General features: G+C 60.4%; 21 protein-coding genes. 18 read left to right on the top strand and 3 right to left on the bottom strand.

Features of this window, described 5'->3' with window-relative positions; translation table 11 throughout:
- The first annotated feature begins 65 nt into the window (after positions 1 to 65).
- From secY to BLV27_RS16145, 17 genes are all read left to right on the top strand, one after another.
- Positions 66 to 1,424: a preprotein translocase subunit SecY gene (gene secY / locus BLV27_RS16225; RefSeq protein ID WP_092647549.1), complete on the top strand. Its 1,359-nt coding sequence runs from the start codon at positions 66 to 68 to the stop codon at positions 1,422 to 1,424.
- Positions 1,421 to 2,068, top strand: coding sequence for an adenylate kinase (locus BLV27_RS16220; RefSeq protein ID WP_092647548.1), 648 nt, complete (start codon positions 1,421 to 1,423; stop codon positions 2,066 to 2,068). The genes secY and BLV27_RS16220 overlap by 4 nt, the downstream gene beginning before the upstream one ends.
- Before the next feature lie 180 nt (positions 2,069 to 2,248).
- A complete protein-coding gene (rpsM, locus tag BLV27_RS16215; RefSeq protein ID WP_092647579.1) occupies positions 2,249 to 2,617 on the top strand; it encodes a 30S ribosomal protein S13 in 369 nt (122 codons plus the stop codon).
- Between the two features lie 15 nt (positions 2,618 to 2,632).
- Positions 2,633 to 3,025 carry a 30S ribosomal protein S11 gene (gene rpsK / locus BLV27_RS16210; RefSeq protein ID WP_092647547.1) on the top strand — a complete coding sequence of 131 codons (393 nt, stop codon included), beginning with the start codon at positions 2,633 to 2,635 and terminating at the stop codon, positions 3,023 to 3,025.
- 119 nt (positions 3,026 to 3,144) lie between these two features.
- Entirely contained in the window at positions 3,145 to 4,161 is a 1,017-nt protein-coding gene (locus BLV27_RS16205; RefSeq protein ID WP_092647546.1) for a DNA-directed RNA polymerase subunit alpha, read from the top strand.
- A 139-nt stretch (positions 4,162 to 4,300) separates the two neighbouring features.
- Entirely contained in the window at positions 4,301 to 4,720 is a 420-nt protein-coding gene (rplQ, locus tag BLV27_RS16200; protein WP_092647545.1) for a 50S ribosomal protein L17, read from the top strand.
- Between the two features lie 337 nt (positions 4,721 to 5,057).
- Positions 5,058 to 5,651 carry a helix-turn-helix transcriptional regulator gene (locus BLV27_RS16195; protein WP_092647544.1) on the top strand — a complete coding sequence of 198 codons (594 nt, stop codon included), beginning with the start codon at positions 5,058 to 5,060 and terminating at the stop codon, positions 5,649 to 5,651.
- Positions 5,652 to 5,728: 77 nt separating this feature from the next.
- Positions 5,729 to 6,316, top strand: coding sequence for an acyl-homoserine-lactone synthase (locus tag BLV27_RS16190; protein WP_092647543.1), 588 nt, complete (start codon positions 5,729 to 5,731; stop codon positions 6,314 to 6,316).
- Positions 6,317 to 6,397: 81 nt separating this feature from the next.
- A complete protein-coding gene (locus BLV27_RS16185) occupies positions 6,398 to 7,720 on the top strand; it encodes a replication-associated recombination protein A (protein WP_092647542.1) in 1,323 nt (440 codons plus the stop codon).
- 31 nt (positions 7,721 to 7,751) lie between these two features.
- The gene (crcB, locus tag BLV27_RS16180) at positions 7,752 to 8,117 is read left to right on the top strand and encodes a fluoride efflux transporter CrcB (protein ID WP_092647541.1); all 366 of its coding nucleotides are present in this window, start codon (positions 7,752 to 7,754) and stop codon (positions 8,115 to 8,117) included.
- Positions 8,114 to 9,157 carry an RluA family pseudouridine synthase gene (locus BLV27_RS16175; RefSeq protein WP_092647540.1) on the top strand — a complete coding sequence of 348 codons (1,044 nt, stop codon included), beginning with the start codon at positions 8,114 to 8,116 and terminating at the stop codon, positions 9,155 to 9,157. The genes crcB and BLV27_RS16175 overlap by 4 nt, the downstream gene beginning before the upstream one ends.
- Entirely contained in the window at positions 9,150 to 9,812 is a 663-nt protein-coding gene (locus BLV27_RS16170; RefSeq protein WP_092647539.1) for an HAD-IA family hydrolase, read from the top strand. The genes BLV27_RS16175 and BLV27_RS16170 overlap by 8 nt, the downstream gene beginning before the upstream one ends.
- A complete protein-coding gene (locus tag BLV27_RS16165; RefSeq protein ID WP_092647538.1) occupies positions 9,809 to 10,519 on the top strand; it encodes an ATP12 family chaperone protein in 711 nt (236 codons plus the stop codon). The genes BLV27_RS16170 and BLV27_RS16165 overlap by 4 nt, the downstream gene beginning before the upstream one ends.
- Before the next feature lie 225 nt (positions 10,520 to 10,744).
- Entirely contained in the window at positions 10,745 to 11,764 is a 1,020-nt protein-coding gene (locus tag BLV27_RS16160) for an amino acid ABC transporter substrate-binding protein (protein ID WP_092647537.1), read from the top strand.
- A gap of 156 nt (positions 11,765 to 11,920) precedes the next feature.
- Positions 11,921 to 13,150 carry an amino acid ABC transporter permease gene (locus tag BLV27_RS16155; RefSeq protein WP_092647536.1) on the top strand — a complete coding sequence of 410 codons (1,230 nt, stop codon included), beginning with the start codon at positions 11,921 to 11,923 and terminating at the stop codon, positions 13,148 to 13,150.
- Position 13,151: 1 nt separating this feature from the next.
- The gene (locus tag BLV27_RS16150; RefSeq protein WP_092647535.1) at positions 13,152 to 14,447 is read left to right on the top strand and encodes an amino acid ABC transporter permease; all 1,296 of its coding nucleotides are present in this window, start codon (positions 13,152 to 13,154) and stop codon (positions 14,445 to 14,447) included.
- A gap of 18 nt (positions 14,448 to 14,465) precedes the next feature.
- Positions 14,466 to 15,239 (top strand): amino acid ABC transporter ATP-binding protein, encoded by a 774-nt coding sequence (locus tag BLV27_RS16145; protein WP_092647578.1) that lies wholly within the window; start codon positions 14,466 to 14,468, stop codon positions 15,237 to 15,239.
- Between the two features lie 299 nt (positions 15,240 to 15,538).
- On the opposite strand, the gene BLV27_RS16140 is transcribed toward BLV27_RS16145, so the two are convergent.
- Positions 15,539 to 16,120 carry a DUF6151 family protein gene (locus BLV27_RS16140; protein WP_092647534.1) on the bottom strand — a complete coding sequence of 194 codons (582 nt, stop codon included), beginning with the start codon at positions 16,118 to 16,120 and terminating at the stop codon, positions 15,539 to 15,541.
- The gene (gene phaZ, locus BLV27_RS16135; RefSeq protein ID WP_092647533.1) at positions 16,120 to 17,445 is read right to left on the bottom strand and encodes a polyhydroxyalkanoate depolymerase; all 1,326 of its coding nucleotides are present in this window, start codon (positions 17,443 to 17,445) and stop codon (positions 16,120 to 16,122) included. Before phaZ ends, BLV27_RS16140 begins: the two co-directional genes overlap by 1 nt.
- A 125-nt stretch (positions 17,446 to 17,570) precedes the next feature.
- Here phaZ and phaC point away from each other — a divergent pair, with 125 nt between their 5' ends.
- On the top strand, positions 17,571 to 19,406 hold the full coding sequence (gene phaC / locus BLV27_RS16130; RefSeq protein ID WP_092647532.1) for a class I poly(R)-hydroxyalkanoic acid synthase: 1,836 nt from the start codon (positions 17,571 to 17,573) through the stop codon (positions 19,404 to 19,406).
- Positions 19,407 to 19,497: 91 nt separating this feature from the next.
- Here the strand turns inward: phaC and BLV27_RS16125 are convergent, their stop codons facing one another.
- Positions 19,498 to 19,956: an SRPBCC family protein gene (locus tag BLV27_RS16125; RefSeq protein WP_092647531.1), complete on the bottom strand. Its 459-nt coding sequence runs from the start codon at positions 19,954 to 19,956 to the stop codon at positions 19,498 to 19,500.
- Between the last annotated feature and the right edge of the window lie 15 nt (positions 19,957 to 19,971).

The following is a 19,971-nucleotide window of genomic DNA, read 5'->3' as shown; positions in this document are numbered from 1 at the left end:
TTCCCAGAACGCCGCCTGCGGGGAAGCCCGTTGGGCGGCGTTTGTCGATATAAAGAGGGGCTCGCATGGCTTCAGCCGCAGAGCAAATGGCCGCCAACATGAGCTGGGGCGCGTTCGGCAAAGCCAAAGAGCTTCGCCAACGCATCCTGTTCACGATCGGTCTGCTGATCATCTATCGCGTTGGAACGTATATTCCGGTTCCCGGCATTGATGCCGAGCAGTTGCGCCAATTCGTCGAACAGGCACAGCAAGGCCTGGGCGGCGTGTTGAACATGTTCACCGGTGGCGCGATCGGGCGTATGGGCATCTTTGCCCTGGGCATCATGCCCTATATTTCCGCTTCGATCATCGTCCAGCTGATGACGGCAATGGTTCCCCAACTCGAACAGCTTAAGAAAGAGGGCGAGCCGGGACGCAAGAAGATAAACCAGTACACACGCTATGGCACCGTCGCGCTGGCGACGTTGCAGGGCTACGGCCTCGCCGTGTCGCTTCAGTCGGGTAACCTTGTGCATACGCCGGGGTGGTTCTTTATCGCGTCCTGCGTGATCACGCTGGTCGGGGGCACGATGTTCCTGATGTGGCTTGGTGAGCAGATCACCGCGCGCGGCATCGGCAACGGCATCTCGTTGATCATTTTCGTCGGCATCGTCGCCGAACTGCCCGCCGCGATGGCCCAGTTCTTTGCCTCTGGTCAATCCGGCGCGATATCCACACCCGTGATCCTGGGCGTGATCGTGATGTTGCTGGCCACGCTGGTTTTCGTGGTGTTCATGGAGCGCTCCTTGCGCAAAATCCACATCCAGTATCCGCGCCGCCAAGTCGGCATGAAAGTATATGACGGCGGGTCGAGCCATCTGCCGATCAAGGTGAACCCGGCTGGCGTCATTCCTGCTATTTTCGCGTCTTCGCTGCTGCTGTTGCCGACTACGATATCGACATTCTCCGGCCAGCAGACGAATCCGATCCTGGCGACGATTACGGCCTACTTCGGCCCAGGACAGCCGCTTTATCTCCTGTTCTTCACCGGGATGATCGTCTTCTTCGCGTACTTCTACACCCATAACGTTGCTTTCAAGACCGAAGATGTGGCCGACAATCTGAAGAATCAAAACGGCTTCATTCCCGGAATTCGGCCCGGTCAACGCACGGCGGAATACCTCGAATACGTGGTTAACCGCGTACTGGTCCTCGGTGCGGGCTATCTTGCCTTGGTCTGCCTCATTCCGGAGATCGTGCGACAGGAACTGGCCATCACGGCCTACTTCGGCGGCACCTCGATCCTTATCATTGTTTCGGTCGGCATGGACTTCATCCAGCAGATCCAATCACATCTGCTGGCCCACCAGTACGAGGGGCTGATCGAGAAAAGCCAGTTGCGCGGCAAGAAGCGCGGCCGGAAAAAGGGAGTTGCACGTCGATGAACATAGTCCTTCTGGGGCCGCCGGGAGCGGGCAAGGGAACACAGGCTCGAAGGTTGGAAATCAACCGAGGCATGGTGCAGCTCTCGACTGGTGATATGCTGCGCGAGGCAAAGTCGTCGGGAACTGCGATGGGCAACAAGGTTGCCGCGATCATGGACGCAGGTCAGTTGGTTACCGACGACATCGTAATCGGCCTGATCGAAGAGAAGTTGGAGAGTGGCCACAAGGGTGGCTTCATCTTCGACGGGTTCCCACGCACGCTGCCGCAGGCCGACGCGCTCGGGGCTTTGCTTGAAAAGCACGGCTCCAAGCTCGATGCGGTCATAGAGATGCGCGTGGATGACGAGGCCCTGGTCGACCGGATCACGGCGCGGTCCACCTGTGCGGATTGCGGTGAGGTCTATAACGATCACACCAAACCGATTCCCGCAGACGGCAAGTGCACCAACTGTGGTGGAACAAGCTTTTCGCGTCGCGCAGACGACAACGCCGAAAGCCTTCGCACTCGATTGATGGAATACTACAAGAAGACCTCGCCGCTGATCGGATACTATTATGCCAAGGGCGACCTGTATTCGGTCGATGGCCTGGGCGAGATCGACGCTGTTGCCGCCGAAATGTCTGCCGTTCTTGACGCGACCTGAGAGAAAGTTCTTGACAGGCCGGGGCACTTCGCTTGACGCGGCTGTCAAGACCCCCTAATGCGCAGTCTCTGCTGGGAATCGACGATTTCCGGCAGCGTCATTTTGGCCCTGCGATCCACGCGCGGCCGTTGTGAAAAAAGGTTCTGGAACTACGGAACCGCAACGAAGAAGGAATACCACTTGGCACGCATTGCTGGCGTAAACATCCCCACGGGGAAGCGCGTTCCCATCGCGCTGACGTACATCACGGGTATCGGCCCGTCTAAGGCGAAAGAGATCATCGAGGCCGTCGGCATCGATGAAAAACGCCGTATCAATGAATTGTCGGACGCCGAAGTTCTGTCGATCCGCGAGTTCATCGACGCGAACGTGACGGTCGAAGGCGACCTGCGCCGCGAGCGTCAGATGAACGTGAAGCGGCTAATGGATCTGGGCTGCTACCGCGGTCTTCGCCACCGCCGGAACCTGCCGGTTCGCGGTCAGCGGACCCACACCAACGCACGTACGCGCAAGGGCCCCGCAAAGGCCATCGCTGGCAAGAAGAAGTAAGGGAGGGCATTAGACATGGCACGTGAAACCCGTCGCGCTCCTAAGCGCAAGGAACGCAAGAACATCGCCGCTGGTGTTGCGCATGTGAACTCTTCGTTCAACAACACCAAGATCCTGATTTCCGACGTTCAGGGCAACGCCATCAGCTGGTCTTCGGCCGGCACCTGCGGTTTCAAGGGCTCGCGCAAGTCGACGCCCTACGCCGCACAGATGGCCGCCGAAGACGCGGGCAAGAAGGCGCAGGAGCACGGCATGAAGACACTAGAGGTCGAAGTGCAGGGCCCTGGTGGTGGACGTGAATCCGCCCTGCGCGCGCTGGCTGCGGTCGGATTGCAGATCACCGCAATCCGGGACGTGACGCCCATTGCGCACAACGGTGTTCGCCCGCCGAAGCGCCGCAGGGTCTGACCTGAAGAATTTCTTACTTGGCAGGGGCCGTTTCGGTGGCCCCTGCCTAAGCCGTTTAATCACCTCGAGTGTCTGCGCCACCCGCCCCGGCGCAAGACGAGAATGGAGGGACAGGGCAAATGATCAATAAGAATTGGCAAGAGCTGATCAAGCCGTCGCAGCTTGATGTACGCCCCGGCAACAATCCGGCCCGTCAGGCCACTGTTGTCGCCGAACCGCTGGAGCGTGGCTTCGGTCTGACCTTGGGCAACGCTTTGCGCCGCGTCCTGATGTCGTCGCTGCAAGGCGCGGCCGTGACGTCGGTCCAGATCGACAACGTTCTGCACGAGTTTTCATCCGTGTCTGGGGTGCGTGAAGACGTGACCGACATCGTGCTGAACCTCAAGGGCATCAGCCTGAAGATGGAAGTCGAGGGACCCAAGCGTGTCTCGATCTCTGCCAAGGGCCCGATGGTCGTCACAGCCGGCGACATTTCCGAAACGAACGGCATCGAGGTTCTGAACCGCGACCACGTGATCTGTCATCTGGACGACGGTGCCGATCTGTACATGGAACTCACCGTGAACACCGGCAAGGGCTATGTATCGGCCGACAAGAACAAGCCGGAGGACGCTCCTATCGGTCTGATCCCGATCGATGCGATCTATTCGCCGGTCAAAAAGGTGTCCTACGAAGTCCAGCCCACCCGCGAAGGGCAGGTGCTGGACTATGACAAGCTGACGCTCAAGCTCGATACGGACGGGTCGCTGGCACCCGATGATGCGGTGGCCTATGCCGCTCGCATTCTTCAGGATCAGTTGCAGATCTTCGTCAACTTCGATGAGCCCGAAGCCGCCCGCGGTGCAGAGGCCGCCGATGACCTGGAGTTCAATCCGCTTCTCCTCAAGAAGGTCGACGAACTTGAGCTTTCGGTCCGGTCCGCCAACTGTCTGAAGAACGACAATATCGTGTACATCGGCGATCTGATCCAGAAAACCGAAGCCGAGATGCTGCGCACGCCGAACTTCGGCCGTAAGTCCTTGAATGAGATCAAGGAAGTGCTGTCGGGCATGGGCCTGCACCTGGGCATGGACATTGTCGACTGGCCGCCAGAAAACATCGAAGACCTGGCCAAGAAGTTCGAAAACGAATTCTGAGTTGATCACCCCGGCCTTTGGGCCGGGGTGCCGCGAAAAATGCCCGCATTTGGCGGGGACGATATGGGCATCTGCCCCAAGGTGAGGGTTCCGCCACGCATGGAACCCCGGACAAAGTAAAACATAACGGAGAAGACCCATGCGCCACGCCCGCGGATACCGCCGCCTGAATCGCACCCACGAACACCGCAAGTCACTGTTCAAGAACATGGCTGCCTCGTTGATCGAACACGAGCAGATCAAGACGACCGTGCCGAAAGCTAAGGAACTGCGTCCTATCGTCGAAAAGATGGTTACGCTGGCCCGTCGCGGCGACCTGCATGCCCGTCGCCTGCTGGCCTCGCGCTTGCACGATGAAGCGGCCGTTCAGAAGCTGATCGACGTCCTTGCGCCGCGCTATGCCGACCGTTCCGGCGGCTACGTTCGCATCATGAAAGCCGGTTTCCGCTATGGCGACATGGCACCCATGGCTATCATCGAGTTTGTCGAGCGTGACGTAGACGCCAAAGGGGCTGCCGATCGCGCGCGCCTCGAAGCGGAAGACGCCGCTGAGGCCTGATCCTCCGACGCCCACCTTTCTAAAGGGGCCCCGCCAGATTGCTGGCGGGGCCCTTTTTTGTCCTGACGTAAGGTAATCAGGGGCCTCCGTTGCGCGACTTGTCGCGGAGGCGCGTCCATCAAAGACGATGCCGGCAGACAGTTAATTCATCAGTAAAATATAGCAACAAACCTGCCCTTGAGCCCGAAGAGCCGGAAGTGTTGCTCGCTGTTCGAAGCAATTTATTGGCGTAATCTTTACAGCTTGTTAACCTTTATGGCGACTTAGTGGCAATGAACGCGGTTGACGCGATTTTTCGCTCCCTGTCTAAAAAGACATGTCTGAAAGAAGACGCCTCATGGTCAGGTATTTGCAGAACCTGGAAGAGTTTGCCCCGGTGGGTTACACCGTGGGCGTTCACATTCGCTTCGCTTCGCCGATGTACATGCGCAGCACCTATCCGCAGGCATGGCAGGATCTGTACTCAACCAACAACTATGCGCTGCGCGATCCGCTGGTGTTTTGGGGAATCAGCAAGACCGGTGTGATCCGTTGGAGCGACATCAATCTGCCCGATCCCTTCGGCGTCATGATCAAGGCGGCAAAGCATGGCTTGATTTATGGAGCGGTCGCGTCTTGCGGCAAGATCACCTCGCGTACAATCGTCGGGGTATCTCGTGACGATCGTGAATTCACCGACAGCGAGATGCGGGGAGTTGCTGCGATTGCGGACGCGCTCCACGAAGTGACGGAACCGCCCACGGACCTGACTCCCGCCATGATTGAGGCGCTGCGTCTGGTCGGGGAGGGGTTTCGGCATGCGGCTGCCGCGGCTGAACTTGGAATTTCGGAAAGCGCATTCAAGGCGCGCCTTTCGTCCGCCCGGGATCGCCTGGGAGCACAGACCACGGCCGAGGCACTAAGAATGGCGAGAGAGTTCAGGCTGATTTAATCCCGGTCCTCATCCCACATTGCGAGTATCCAAGGTCCCCTGGTGTCAATGACAACCGGCAGAGGAAGAATTCTCCCATGCAAGTAGCGACTCTTTCGTTCCAGAATATCCACACTCACGGCCCGCTCTTCGCCGATCTTCTACGCGCCCGTCATCGGACGTTCATCGAGCAGGCCCAATGGGACCTGCCACAGGCCGATGGGATGGAGTTCGACCAATACGACACGCCGGCCAGTCGCTGGGTGGCCGTGCACGATTACGGACGCATCCTTGCGGGCGTGCGGCTGACGCCTACGACCCATCGTTGCGGGATCTATTCGTACATGATCCGCGATGCTCAGAAGGGCTTGCTAGAGACGATCCCCACGACCCTACTTTATGAGCAGGCACCGGTGGCTGCCCATGTTTGGGAATCGAGCCGAGTCTTCGTCTGCGACGATGTCCCAGCCAACCTTCGGATGCGTGTACAGATGCGACTGATCGCCGAAATGGTCCGCGCCGGGCGCGAGGTCGGGGCCACGGCCGTTCTTGGATTGATTCCAGCCAATTCGCCGCGTTTGGCCCGGCGTGTCGGGCTTGATTGCGTGGCGGCGGGCCCTGTGCTCGACATTGGCGGCTCAGCGTCCGTCTGTGTCAACATTTCGATGGCGACGAAGATGCACTGACGGCGCTGATCCCGGCGTCGTCAATGGCGACGTCGCAAAGGGCGGCTTTATCCGCCGCCCCTTCGGCATTACATCCACCGCATGGCAGATCTTTTTGACAGCGGAAATTCCGTATCCCCCAGCGACGCAGCGGTCGCGCGCCCCGGCCCGCTGGCCGATCGACTGCGACCGGCGACGTTGCAGGATGTGATCGGGCAGAGGCACTTGTTGGGCACCGACGGTGCGCTGACTGTCATGCTACACGGTCAGATGCCCAGCCTGATCCTCTGGGGGCCGCCCGGTGTGGGCAAGACGACTATCGCGCGGCTTCTTGCGGCGCAGGCGGATCTGCATTTCGTGCAGATCAGTGCGATCTTTACCGGCGTGGCCGACCTGCGGAAGGTCTTTGAAATTGCGCGCAACCGCCGCGTCAATGGTACAGGCACGCTTCTCTTCGTTGACGAGATTCACCGTTTCAACAAGGCGCAGCAGGACAGCTTTTTGCCGCACATGGAAGACGGGACGATCACGCTGGTCGGGGCGACCACCGAAAACCCCTCGTTCGAGCTGAACGCCGCTGTGATGAGCCGCGCGCAGGTCCTGACGCTGGAACGGCTTACCTTGCGCGACATGGAGCTGATGATGCAGCGCGCGGAAAAGGAGCTGGGCATCAAGCTGCCGCTGAGCGGCGACGCGCGCGAGGCCCTGCAGGAGATGGCCGACGGCGACGGACGGGCGCTGCTGAACCTGACGGAGCAGGTCGCCGCATGGGGGGCGACGGACACGATCGACCGCGACACCCTCTCCAAGCGCCTGCAACGACGCGCGGCGCAATACGACAAGTCGGGCGATGCGCACTACAACCTGATATCGGCGCTGCACAAATCGGTGCGTGGGTCCGACCCGGATGCGGCGCTCTATTGGTTGGGACGGATGCTCAGGGGCGGGGAGGACCCTCGCTATCTGATGCGGCGGATTACCCGCATGGCGGTTGAGGACATCGGCCTGGCCGACCCGCAAGCGCAGGCGTTTTGCCTGCAAGCGTGGGAGACCTACGAACGGCTTGGCAGCCCCGAGGGCGAGCAGAGCCTTGGCAACGCGGTTGTCTACCTCGCGCTCGCCCCGAAATCGAATGCCAGCTACACTGCCTTCAAGGCTGCGATGAAGCAGGCAGGCGAGACCGGTTCCGAGCCGCCGCCCAAGCACATCCTGAACGCGCCGACGCAAATGATGAAGGATCAGGGCTACGGGACAGGGTACCAATACGACCACGATCAGGCCGATGGATTTTCCGGGCAGAACTACTTCCCCGACGACATGAAGCGCCCGGTCTATTACGTCCCAGTTGATCGCGGGTTCGAACGGGAGTTGGGGCGACGTGTGGACTGGCTGGTCGATCAACGTGCCAAGCGGGGCAAAGGTTGACAGTGGCGGCGATGGGGCAGACAGGACCGCGATGACCTTTTCCCTGATCTCCGTGGCGCTTGGCGGTGCCATTGGCGCATCGCTGCGCTTTCTCATGGCCATGGCCCTCATGCGCGACGGGTTTCCCGTGGCGATCCTGACGGTGAACGTGGTTGGAAGCCTGTTGATGGGCGTCGCCACTGTGGCGCTGAATCGCGCTGGCCTGCCGCATTGGCAGCCTTTCCTGATGGCCGGGGTTCTGGGCGGGTTCACCACCTTCTCGGCTTTTTCGCTGGAAACGATCACCCTGATTGAACGGGGGCAGTTTGGGTCGGCGGGGCTTTATGTGGCACTGTCGATCGGCCTGTCTTTGCTGGCGCTCGCCGTCGGCGTCACATTCGCAAGGAGCCTCATATGAGCGGCGTCCAGACCATCATCGTGGCTGACGGGGAGGGCGATCAGCGCCTGGACCGTTGGCTTAAGCGCAAGTTCCCACAACTCAACCAGGGCAACGTCGAGAAGGCCTGTCGAAAGGGCGAGATCCGCGTCGATGGCGGGCGGGTCAAGGCCAATACGCGCGTACAGGCGGGACAGGAGGTTCGCATCCCGCCACTGCCCGAGGACCGTGCTCCCGCCGCTGCCCGTCGCGACAAGGTGAGTCAGGCTGACGCGGAGATGATCCGATCCTGCGTCATCTATCGCGATGAGCATCTGATTGCACTGAACAAGCCGCCGGGCCTGGCCAGTCAGGGCGGTTCCGGCCAGACACGGCACGTCGATGGCCTGGGCGATGCCCTCCGGTTCGACAGCGACGAGCAACCCCGGCTGGTGCACCGTCTGGACAAGGACACGTCCGGCATCATGCTGATGGCGCGCAATCGCCTGACGGCCGTGCAATTGTCCGAAGCGTTTCGCGATCACGATACGCGCAAGATCTATTGGGCCGCGGTCGCGGGCACACCCCATCCGCGCATGGGCACAATCCGGTACGGTCTGGTCAAGTCCGGGGGCGGTGGTGACGGTGGTGAGAAGATGCGCACCGTTCATCCCGATGAGATCGACGAGGTAAAGGGGGCAAAGCGTGCGACGTCGGATTACGCCGTCCTTGACACGCTGGGCTCACGCGGGGCCTGGGTTGCGCTGGTGCCCGTCACGGGTCGCACGCACCAGCTGCGCGTGCACATGGCAGAGATCGGGCACCCCATTGTGGGCGACGGCAAATATGGCGGCTCGGGGCAAGAAAACCAAGGAGACGGCTGGGGTGCGTCTTTCGGCGGAGAGATCAGCCGCAAGCTGCACCTTCACGCCCGATCGCTTTCGCTGACGCACCCTATGACGGGCGCACGGCTGCACCTGACTGCACCTTTGCCCGAACATATGGAGCGCACCTGGAAAATGATGGGCTGGGACAACTTGGACGTGCCCGTCGACCCGTTCGCGGAGGACGAGATTGACTGACTTTCTGGCGATTTTCGATGTCGACGGCACACTGGTCGACAGTCAGGCCATTATCACGGCGACGATGGCACGCGCCTTTGTCGATGCCGGGTTGGAGCCGCCGACGCGGGCACAGACTCTTGCTCTTGTGGGGATTTCCCTGCCGCAGTTGATCGCGATGCTTCTGCCGGATCAGACTGCGGCGATGCAGCAGCGGGTAACCGAGAATTACCGCCGGATCTATACTGAACACATCGCCAACGACAGCGAAGCGCGGCTTTACCCAGGGGTCGGGGAAGGTCTTGCGCGCCTTAAGCAGAAGGGCATCACGCTGGGCGTGGCCACGGGCAAATCGCAAAAGGGACTGGACAGACTGGTCGCGGGACAGGGGTGGGGCAACATGTTCGCCACGCTGCAATGCGCGGACCATCATCCGTCGAAACCGCATCGGTCGATGGTCGACCGGGCGCTGCTGGAAACGGCGACTGAGGCCGGGCGCGCGGTGATGATCGGCGACACGACGTTTGACATGGAAATGGGGGCCGGTGGCGGCGTCGCGACGTTGGGTGTGGCATGGGGTTACCACGCGGCGGAGGACCTTCTGGCGGCGGGCGCAAGGTCTGTGCTGCCGAATTTCGGCACACTGGTCGCGGAAATCGAGAGGATGGCGCAATGAGCGAGTGGAAGGCCAAGCGGTTCTGGACCCAAGCGACCGTCGAGACACTGGAACAAGGCTATGGTGTGCGACTTGACGGCCGCCCGGTCCGCACACCGCTGAAGACAGTGATCGCCATGCCCACGCGGGCGCTGGCCGAAGGTGTAGCTGCCGAATGGGACGCGCAGGAGCAAGTGATCAACCCGATGATCATGCCCCTGACGCGCGCTGTGAACGCCACACTCGACAAGGTCGTGCCTCAACAGGCCGAGGTGGCTGCAAATCTGGCCGAGTATGGCGGCACCGATCTTCTGTGCTATCGCGCTGCGGGTCCGGTCGCTCTGCTTGAACGGCAGGTGGCGGCCTGGGACCCGATGCTGGACTGGGCTGACGCCAACCTGGGTGCCCGCCTGAACGTGACCCAAGGCGTCATGCATGTCGCGCAGCCCGCAAACGCTCTGGAGGCATTGCGTGCCCGTGTGCACGCCAAGACCCCCTGGGAGCTGACTGCGCTGTCGGAATTCGTGACCCTGACCGGCAGTCTGATTCTCGGGCTGGCAGCGATGGACGGGCATCATCCCGACGATCTGTGGCCCCTGAGCCGGATCGATGAGGATTGGCAGGCAGAGCAGTGGGGGGCCGACGAGGAGGAGGCTGGTCGCATCGGACTCAAAAGGGGTGCCTTCACACAAGCCCATCGATATCTGATGCTTCTGCGTGGCGACTGAGACCAGTTTAGCCTGCTAGACGCGCAATACCCCCCTCCCTGCTGTTCAAAACTTAGTCATCTGCACGCTTTGGCGGCATCATCCCTTGACGTTCCAGAGCCATTCTAGTCTCTTTTGCGCTAATGTCGGGGTGTACCCTCACATTCAAAACGAACTGCACCCAAAAATGGGGCGGTGACGCAGAGCCTATGTCGGCTGTGCGATTCAATAGGAAGAGGTAAGTAAATGAAGAATTTCGTACTTTTCGGTAGCCTGGCGTTCGCCGGTCTGGCCGCTGCCGGCGCATCCGCCGCCACGCTGGACGACGTGACCGCACGTGGCACGCTGAACTGTGGCGTGACTACCGGCGTACCCGGCTTTGCCGAGCCTGACGCCAATGGCGTGTGGCAGGGCTTCGATGTGGCCGTGTGCCGTGCCGTCGCTGCCGCCGTTCTGGGCGACGGTGACGCTGTGACTTTCGTACCGACAACAGGCAAAACGCGTTTCACCGCGTTGGCTTCGGGCGAGATCGACGTGCTGGCCCGGAATACGACCTGGACGTTCTCGCGCGACACCGATCTGAAGTTCGACTTCACCGGCGTCAACTACTACGACGGTCAGGGCTTTATGGTACCCGCCTCGCTTGGCGTGTCCTCGGCACTTGAACTGGACGGCGCAACCGTCTGTATTCAGACCGGTACCACGACCGAGTTGAACCTTGCGGACTACTTCCGGGTCAACAACATGTCGTATGAGCCCGTTCCGATCGAAACCGGTGCCGAGGCTGTTCAGCAGTATACCGCTGGTGCCTGTGACGTGTACACAACCGACCGTTCGGCTCTCGCCGCGCAACGTGCCGGCTTTGCCGACCCGTCCAGCAGCGTGATCCTGCCCGAGGTTGTCTCCAAGGAGCCGCTGGGCCCGCTGGTTCGTCATGGCGACTCGGAGTGGTTCGATATCGTCAAATGGACGCTGAACGCGATGATCGCTGCCGAGGAGTATGGCGTGACTCAGGCCAACGTCGAGGAACTGGCGGCGGCACCGGGCGACAACCCCGAGATCAACCGTCTGCTGGGCACCGAAGGTGAATTGGGCGCGATGATGGGTCTCGACTCGTCCTGGGCCAAGAATGCCATCGCCGCCGTCGGAAACTACGGTGAAGTGTTTGACGCCAACATCGGTGAGTCGACTGCGATCGGCCTGGCCCGAGGGTTGAACGCGCAATACACGGAGGGCGGCCTGCTGTACTCGCCTCCGTTCCGCTAAGAACCAAACGGAAGGGCGCGGCGCAGGCCGCGCCCTTCTTACATACAGACAATCGATAATCCCTCGGGAGTAGGGCGGGGCGAACAATGACCCCGCGGATGCAGGGGCCGAGACGGCCCGTATCCGGAGTACCCGAGGGACAACGGGGAAATATAAATGACCACGATGACCGACCCGCCTAACGCGGATGGATTTCGGATCGGGCAGTTGATCAGCGACAAGCGGTACCGGAGCTATACGTTCCAGTTCTTCGCATTGGCGGCCCTGGTTTTCGGCTTTGGATGGCTGATAAACAACGCGATCAACAATCCGGTGCTTCAAGAGGCTGGGATTGACTTCGGCTTCTTGCAGGACCCTGCCGGGTACGACATCAATCAGCAGCCGATAGAATACACCAGCCAATCTTCGCACATGCGCGCTGCCGTGATCGGGGCGATCAACACTTTGATCGTGGCCTTCCTCGGTTGCGTGACGGCGACGGTCTTCGGTGTCATCGCCGGTGTGCTGCGGCTCTCGAACAATTGGATCATCTCAAAGCTGATGGCCATCTACGTGGAGATGTTCCGGAACGTTCCCGTGCTGATCTGGATCCTGATCATTTTCACCGTGGCGGCGAACGTCTTTCCGCCGATGTCTGAATTCCGACTGCCTCGTGACGGCTCAGAGCCCGAACGGACCCTGCTCTTTGGGATGTTCGCAGCAACCAACCAAGGGGTCTACGTTCCGCGGCTGACGATGGGTGAGACGGGCTGGATCGTGATCCTGACCTTCCTCGCATCGATCGCCGGTGTCTTCGGGCTTCGCCGCTATGCGCGCCAGAAACTATATGCCGAAGGCAAGCTCATTCCGATCCTCTGGCCGTCGATTGCAGTTCTGATCGTGCCCGCTGTCCTGATGCAACTGATACTCGGAAGTCCGCTCGGGCTGGAATACCCCGAGATGGCTCGTTTCAGCTTTGATGGCGGGTTCCTGTTGCGCCCCTCCCTGATCGCGCTGTGGTTCGCTTTGTCGATCTATACGGGTGCTTTCATCGCCGAGAACGTACGAGCCGGCATCTTGGCCGTGTCCAAGGGACAAACGGAAGCCGCGGCGGCTCTGGGTCTGCGTCCGCGCCGGATCATGGGACTGGTCGTTCTGCCGCAGGCACTGCGCGTCATCATCCCACCGCTGATTTCGCAGTACCTGAACATCACCAAGAACTCGTCGCTGGCGATTGCGGTCGGATACATGGATCTGACGGGTACGCTGGGCGGCATCACTTTGAACCAGACCGGTCGGGCGCTTGAATGCATCCTGTTACTGATGGCCTTCTACCTGACGATCAGCCTGGCGATCTCAGCGATTATGAACGTCTACAACAACTCCGTTAAGTTGAAGGAGCGCTGAGATGAGCGATATGCACGCCGAATCCGTCGCCTTCGTCCGCGAGACGGAGATTCCGCCGGCTCCGCCCCCGGTCACCGAGACTGGTGCCGTGAAATGGATGCGCGAGAACCTTTTTTCGGGCATCGCGAACACCGTCATGACCGTCATTGGCGTTATCGTCGTGATCTACCTGTTGTCCGGTCTGATCCCATGGATCCTGAACGGGACTTGGGAAGGGTCATCAATCCGTGACTGCAGGGAAGTCCTTGGCGACAGTGGTGGCGGCTGCTTCGCCGTTCTGGCCGAACGTTGGCCTCAGCTCCTGTTCGGGTTCCAGTACCCGGACCACCTGCGCTGGCGTCCGACCGTTGCCTTCGTTCTGCTGTTTCTGGCCGTTCCGCCGGTTCTTTTCTTCAAGCTTCCCCGCTGGATGCTGATATTCACGGCCCTTTACCCCTTCTTGGCCTACTGGCTGATCTGGGGCGGCACCTTGATGGCACCGATCTTTTCCCTCTTGGCGGTCGCGTTCGGCTACGTCGCGTTCACGCGTGCGGAGCGGTATGGCTTTGTCCTCGGCCTCACGGCTGGTGTGATCACCGCGGCCGTCATCCTGTGGATCGGTGGCTTTGTCACGGCGTCGGCACCCGAGCTGCTGGCGATCGAGGCGGTCCCCTCGCGTGAATTGGGTGGCTTCATGCTCAACATGATCCTGGGCGTGGTCTGCGTATCGCTGTCGGTGCCGCTTGGCATTGTACTTGCGCTGGGTCGGCAATCGCGCCTGCCCGTTGTCAAGGGCTTCTGCGTGGTCTTTATCGAGTTCGTACGTGGCGTGCCTCTGATCACCTTGCTCTTCGTGGCGAACGTGGTTTTGGCGTACTTCCTGCCGCCGGACAGCAACTTCGACCTGATCGTCCGAGTGATCATCATGATCACCATGTTCTCCTCTGCCTATATCGCAGAGGTGATCCGTGGCGGTCTGGCCGCGCTTCCAAAGGGCCAGTACGAGGCGGGCGACAGCCTGGGTCTCGACTATGCTCAGGCCATGCGGCTGATCATCCTGCCGCAGGCGTTGAAGATCTCCATTCCGGGCATCGTCAACGTGGCAGTGGGCCTGTTCAAGGATACCACTCTCGTGTCGGTCATCTCGATGTTCGACCTCGTGGGCATGATCCGTGGACCGATCCTTTCGTCTACTGCCTGGACGGGCGTCTACTGGGAGCTTTGGGCCGCAGCCTGCGTCCTTTTCTTCACCGTTTGTTACGGCATTTCGCAATACTCGCAGTGGCTCGAACGCCAACTGCGGACTGACCATCGTTAAGGAGGCCTGACCATGGCTATGGCTGACACCAATACACAGGGCATGACCGTCTCCGACGAGGTGGCCATCGAAATCAAGAACATGAACAAGTGGTACGGACAGTTCCACGTTTTGCGCGACATCGACCTGACGGTGCAACGCGGTGAGCGGATCGTCATCTGTGGGCCTTCGGGTTCGGGGAAGTCGACGCTGATCCGTTGCATCAATGCGCTGGAGGAACATCAACAGGGGTCTATCGTCGTTGACGGCGTTCCGCTGTCGTCGGATCTCAAGAATATCGACAAGATCCGGTCCGAGGTCGGCATGTGCTTCCAGCACTTCAACCTCTTTCCGCATCTGACGATCATGGAGAATTGTACGCTGGCTCCGATCTGGGTTCGCAAGATCCCCAAGAAGGAAGCGGAAGAGACGGCGATGCACTTCCTTGAAAAGGTGAAGATCCCCGAGCAGGCGGACAAGTATCCGGGTCAGCTTTCGGGCGGTCAGCAGCAGCGTGTGGCGATTGCGCGTTCGCTGTGCATGCGGCCCCGGATCATGCTGTTTGACGAACCGACGTCGGCGCTCGACCCTGAGATGATCAAGGAGGTGCTGGACACCATGATTCAGCTCGCTGAGGAAGGGATGACAATGCTCTGCGTGACGCACGAGATGGGCTTTGCCCGTCAGGTGGCGAACCGGGTGATCTTCATGGACGCCGGTCAGATCGTTGAACAGAACGCTCCCGAGCCGTTTTTTACCGACCCGCAAAATGAACGCACCAAGCTGTTCCTGAGCCAGATTCTGGGTCACTGAGGCCCGGGCGAATTTGCGCGCGAAGTCCCGCGTGAAGCGCGTATTACGAACGCCCCGGCAGTGATGCCGGGGCGTTCTTCATTCAGACCCAGCCAATTGTCTGAGCCATCCAGTGGGGCGATGATCGCCCTGAATCGCGGATAGTCCGTGATCACAGTGATGGACTGCCAGCGAAGGTTGCCGTTCTTACGGCGGTGCAATCTGTCGCGTGCTGATTGCGATTGGATTTTTGGTGGCCGATGATGGCAAGCGCGGTCTTGGCAAGATCGTTCGCCCGAATGCAGCGTATTCCGCCGGGATCAGCCGTGAACGCCCATGAGTGCAGCGGCGCGTTCTTCTCGGCTGAGAATTTGGGGGTCCCGCGTCGGGGAACCATCCGAAGCAAAAAGCGGCGAGTCGCGCCATTCCCCACTGATATTTTTCGCGACCATGCGCCCGACCATCCGCGCGGCCATACGACCGACTCCCTTGTGGGCCTGTCCGCCGCCGGGCTTGGGAATGAACGCCTCCGCCAGGACCTTGCCACCGGCTTCGGGGTTACTCAGCCGATCCGCGTTCACTCCGACATGTACAAGGCGCGCTTTCAGGGGCGTATAGAACAGGGGCGTGTTGCAGCAGGTCGCGAACCAACGCAGTGCCCCCTTTGGGGTGTGCCGGAACACGCGCAAATTTTCGCCGCCTTCGGTGATTGTGATACGGTCTTGGGTGGTCTGAAGGATGCCGACTTTTTCCGGATCGGCCAGACCAAGGTGCGTATAGGCCGACCGGCAGTCTTTGCAGTGGCACACGATCTTGGTGCAGGCGGCGGGGGAAACATCGCGGATCTCTCCGCGAAGTTTGCCGCACTTGCAGGCGAACCCGAGGGTTTCGCCTGCCGCCATCAGACGGCGACCCGTCCTGAATCGCCGGCCGTGTCAGGGGGGTCGCTTTCGACCGCGCGAAGAGCGGGTTTTCTGGCCTTGGCATGAGGCTTGCGACCGGCGTTGGCGTCTATGAAGTCCAACACCAAGGGGCGGATATTTTTGCGCCAACTTCCGCCGGCAAAGATGCCGTAGTGGCCTGCTTCGGGTTCTATGTAGCTTGCCTTTTTATCATCGGAGAGACCGGTCAATAGCGCCAAAGCCGCGACGCATTGTCCGGGTGCCGAGATATCGTCTTTGCCGCCCTCTACTGTCTTGACGGCAACGTCCGTGATCTTGCCGATATCGACCATATGCCCGTCTACGATGAATTCGTTCTTCGCGATTTCGAGACCCTTGAAGATCCGCTCCACGGTCGAAAGGTAGAATTCGGCTGGCATGTCCATAACCGACAAATATTCGTCATAGAATTTGTTGTGCTTGTCATGGTCGGAGGCATTGCCATTCGCGACGGACACGATCTGGTTCCACATCGCCTCGCCGTGCTTTTCCGCGTTCATCGAGATAAAGGACGACAGTTGCAGCAGGCCGGGATAGACCATCCGGCCAACGCCCTTGTACATGAATCCGACACGCTGGATCATCGACTGCTCAAGCTGGCCCATCGTGACACGGCGACCGAAATCGGTCACGTCCGTTGCGGCGGCATCCGGGTCGATCGGTCCGCCGATCAGCGTCAGCGTTGCGGGCTGGGCCTTCGGGTCCTGCTCTGCCAGAAGGGCAGTGGCCGCCAGCGTCAGCGGCGCGGGCTGGCAGACGGCGATCACATTGATGTCCGGCCCCAGCTCTTTCATGAAATCGACGAGATAGAGGGTATAGTCCTCCACGTCGAACTTGCCTTCGGATACTGGAATGTCGCGGGCGTTGTGCCAGTCGGTAATCCAGACGTCTGCGTCCGGGAGGAGCGAAACGACCGTGCTGCGGAGCAGCGTGGCGTAGTGGCCGGACATCGGCGCTACGAGCAGGACGCGCCGCTCCATCGGGCGACGGCCGTGCACGTTGAAATGGATAAGGTCGCCGAAGGCTTTCTCGACCACGGTCTCGACCTCGACGATGTGGTCGCGTTGGTCGACGCCGGCCACCGGGGCGATGTTCCAGTCGGGCTTGGTATTCATGCGCCCGAAACTGCGCTCGGTGACCTCGCCCCAGGCGGCCAACATCTTGAAAGCAGGGTGCGGTGCCATCGCGGTGGCCGGAAAGCTCCCCATCGTGCGGGCGGTTGCTCCGAACCACGCGCTCGCATTTCGCATGGTTTCCATCATATCATAGGCTAACATGAAGCGCATAAGCGAAAGTCCCTTCCGGCGGTCAGGGAAGCATATGTTGTGCCCCCTGTATAAACGGGTTCGTTCGGTGTAGAAACGTCCCCAAGTTACTTAGCAGTTGCAGCATTGCGACGGGAAGGCAAGAAATGTCGGATGGCGATCACGCGAATGGGGCCAACCGTGACGATGATGAGACGGGCCGCGCTGCGACAGAACGGTTGAATGCGAACCTTGTCCGCATGGACGAACTGACCAAGCGTCTGGTCGGTGCCCTGGGGTCGAAGCGTAGTTCGGATCACGGGCTGCAAGGGCCAGGACCCGATCTTTATGCCAAGGCGATGGCGGCTTATTGGGCCGAAATGGCGTCCAACCCCGGCAAGATGATCGAACATCAGGTCGGATATTGGGGCCAGGCCCTCAAGCATGCAGTCGAAGCACAGACGGCGCTGACCAAGGGCACGCCACAACCCGCGCCAGACACGCAGCCGAAGGACCGCCGGTTCGCCAATCCAATCTGGGATGAGCATCCCTATTACAACTTCCTTAAGCAGCAATATCAGATCAGCGCGAACGCGATCCGCGACACCGTCAAGGGCATCGAAGGTTTGGACCGCAATGACAAGCGGCGGGTCGAATTCTTTAGCCAGCAGATCATCGACCTGTTCGCCCCCACGAACTTCCTGGCAACAAACCCCGAAGCGATGCAGCGCGCGGTCGAGACCGAGGGCGACAGCCTTGTAAAGGGACTGGAAAACCTGGTGCGCGATATCGAGGCAAACAAAGGCGACTGGTTGGTCACACTGGCCGATCCGGAAGCGTTTCAGGTCGGCGGCAACATCGCCACGACCGAAGGAAGCGTCGTCTTTCGCAACCGCATGTTCGAGTTGATCCAATACAAGGCCACCACCGAGAAGGTGCAAAAGACTCCGCTGATCCTGTTCCCGCCCTGGATCAACAAGTTCTATATTCTCGATCTGAAGGAAAAAAATTCTCTCATCAAATGGATCGTCGATCAGGGCTACACGCTGTTCGTGGTCAGCTGGGTGAACCCGGATGCAAGCTACGCCGACACCGGCTATGCTGATTATGTGGACGAGGGGTTCCTCACGGCCATCGACGTTGTCAAGGAAATCACCGGCGAAGAGCAGGTCAATGCCATCGGCTACTGCATCGCGGGTACCACACTGGCGGCCACGCTGGCACTGATGTCGCGCCGCAAAGACAAGTCAATCAAGTCGGCGACTTTCTTTACAACGCTGGCCGATTTTGAGGATCCGGGTGAGATGGGTGTCTTCCTTGACGAGGACTTCATCGACGGAATCGAGCGGGAAGGCAGGGCGAAGGGCTATCTCGACAAGTTCTTCATGGGCCGTACCTTCACCTACCTGCGGTCCAACGACCTCGTCTATGGCCCGGCGATCAAATCCTACATGCTTGGGGAGGCACCGCCGGCTTTCGATCTTCTGTACTGGAACGGGGACGGTACGAACCTGCCAGGCCCGATGGTGACGGAATACCTGAAGAAGCTCTGCTTGGGCAACCAGCTCGCCAGAGGCGAATTCGAATTGCTGGGCGAAAGGAACCTGAGCCTCGGTGACGTGGACGTTCCGCTCTGCGATATCGCCTGCGAGACGGACCACATCGCCCACTGGCGTGGGGCCTGGCAGACGGCGCGTCAATTTGGGTCGAAGGACAAGACGTTCATCCTGTCGCAGTCTGGGCATATCGCGGGCATCGTAAACCCGCCCAGCAAGGTCAAGTACGGCCACTACGTGAACGATGCCGATGATGCGTCCACGCCCGAAGACTGGCTGGAGGCGGCAACGTTTCACGAAGGGTCTTGGTGGCCGCGATGGGAGAAATGGTTGCGCGGACATTCCGGCAAGAAAATCGCTGCACGGGAAGTGGGTGGGCCGGATCACCCCGTGCTCGAGGCTGCGCCGGGCAGTTACGTTCTGCCGGGCAAGTCCGACGTGGCCTGAAGCGCGCCGGTATGTCGAGGTTCGCTTGTTGCCGGTGATGCCTGCGTTAACGCGGTGGCCGCGAGCAGGGCATCCAAGGCATCGATGTCGACTACGCCTCCGGCTCGGCTGGGCCTTCGACTTCGTTCTTGAAGTTTTCGAAGAATGCATCCGCCATCTTGGCCGCGAAGCTGTCGATCAGGCGAGAGCCGAGTTGAGCGATCTTGCCGCCCACCTTCGCGTCGACCGCATAGGTCAGCTCGGTGCCCTCGGGGACCTCGGTCAGCTTCACGTCGGCCCCGCCCTTGGCAAAGCCCGCGACGCCGCCCTTGCCTTCGCCCGCGATGCGGTAGCTTTCGGGTGCTACAACATCCGATAGGGTCACGGCCCCCTTGAAGGTCGCTTTTACGGGCCCGACCTTCTGCTTCACCACGGCCTCGAACCCTTCCTCGGGCGAACCGGTCAGTTCCTCGCAGCCCGGAATGCAGGCTTTGAGCGTCTCGGCATCGTTCAGCTTGGCCCAGACCACTTCGCGAGAGGCGGCAATCGTGCGGGTTCCGGTCAGTTCCATAATGTCCTCCAAGGT

Origin of the sequence: Jannaschia faecimaris (genome assembly GCF_900107415.1) — a bacterium.
Lineage (GTDB): Bacteria > Pseudomonadota > Alphaproteobacteria > Rhodobacterales > Rhodobacteraceae > Jannaschia > Jannaschia faecimaris.
The sequence above is the reverse complement of the archived record's forward strand: the minus strand, read 5'-3'. Positions and strand labels throughout refer to the sequence as shown.

Coding starts and splice junctions, on each gene's coding strand:
- secY (WP_092647549.1), top strand. CDS start 66: ATGGCTTCAGCCGCAGAGCAAATGGCCGCCAACATGAGCTGGGGCGCG.
- BLV27_RS16220 (WP_092647548.1), top strand. CDS start 1,421: ATGAACATAGTCCTTCTGGGGCCGCCGGGAGCGGGCAAGGGAACACAG.
- rpsK (WP_092647547.1), top strand. CDS start 2,633: ATGGCACGTGAAACCCGTCGCGCTCCTAAGCGCAAGGAACGCAAGAAC.
- BLV27_RS16205 (WP_092647546.1), top strand. CDS start 3,145: ATGATCAATAAGAATTGGCAAGAGCTGATCAAGCCGTCGCAGCTTGAT.
- rplQ (WP_092647545.1), top strand. CDS start 4,301: ATGCGCCACGCCCGCGGATACCGCCGCCTGAATCGCACCCACGAACAC.
- BLV27_RS16195 (WP_092647544.1), top strand. CDS start 5,058: ATGGTCAGGTATTTGCAGAACCTGGAAGAGTTTGCCCCGGTGGGTTAC.
- BLV27_RS16190 (WP_092647543.1), top strand. CDS start 5,729: ATGCAAGTAGCGACTCTTTCGTTCCAGAATATCCACACTCACGGCCCG.
- BLV27_RS16185 (WP_092647542.1), top strand. CDS start 6,398: ATGGCAGATCTTTTTGACAGCGGAAATTCCGTATCCCCCAGCGACGCA.
- crcB (WP_092647541.1), top strand. CDS start 7,752: ATGACCTTTTCCCTGATCTCCGTGGCGCTTGGCGGTGCCATTGGCGCA.
- BLV27_RS16175 (WP_092647540.1), top strand. CDS start 8,114: ATGAGCGGCGTCCAGACCATCATCGTGGCTGACGGGGAGGGCGATCAG.
- BLV27_RS16165 (WP_092647538.1), top strand. CDS start 9,809: ATGAGCGAGTGGAAGGCCAAGCGGTTCTGGACCCAAGCGACCGTCGAG.
- BLV27_RS16160 (WP_092647537.1), top strand. CDS start 10,745: ATGAAGAATTTCGTACTTTTCGGTAGCCTGGCGTTCGCCGGTCTGGCC.
- BLV27_RS16155 (WP_092647536.1), top strand. CDS start 11,921: ATGACCACGATGACCGACCCGCCTAACGCGGATGGATTTCGGATCGGG.
- BLV27_RS16150 (WP_092647535.1), top strand. CDS start 13,152: ATGAGCGATATGCACGCCGAATCCGTCGCCTTCGTCCGCGAGACGGAG.
- BLV27_RS16145 (WP_092647578.1), top strand. CDS start 14,466: ATGGCTGACACCAATACACAGGGCATGACCGTCTCCGACGAGGTGGCC.
- BLV27_RS16140 (WP_092647534.1), bottom strand. CDS start 16,120: ATGGCGGCAGGCGAAACCCTCGGGTTCGCCTGCAAGTGCGGCAAACTT.
- phaZ (WP_092647533.1), bottom strand. CDS start 17,445: ATGCGCTTCATGTTAGCCTATGATATGATGGAAACCATGCGAAATGCG.
- phaC (WP_092647532.1), top strand. CDS start 17,571: ATGTCGGATGGCGATCACGCGAATGGGGCCAACCGTGACGATGATGAG.
- BLV27_RS16125 (WP_092647531.1), bottom strand. CDS start 19,956: ATGGAACTGACCGGAACCCGCACGATTGCCGCCTCTCGCGAAGTGGTC.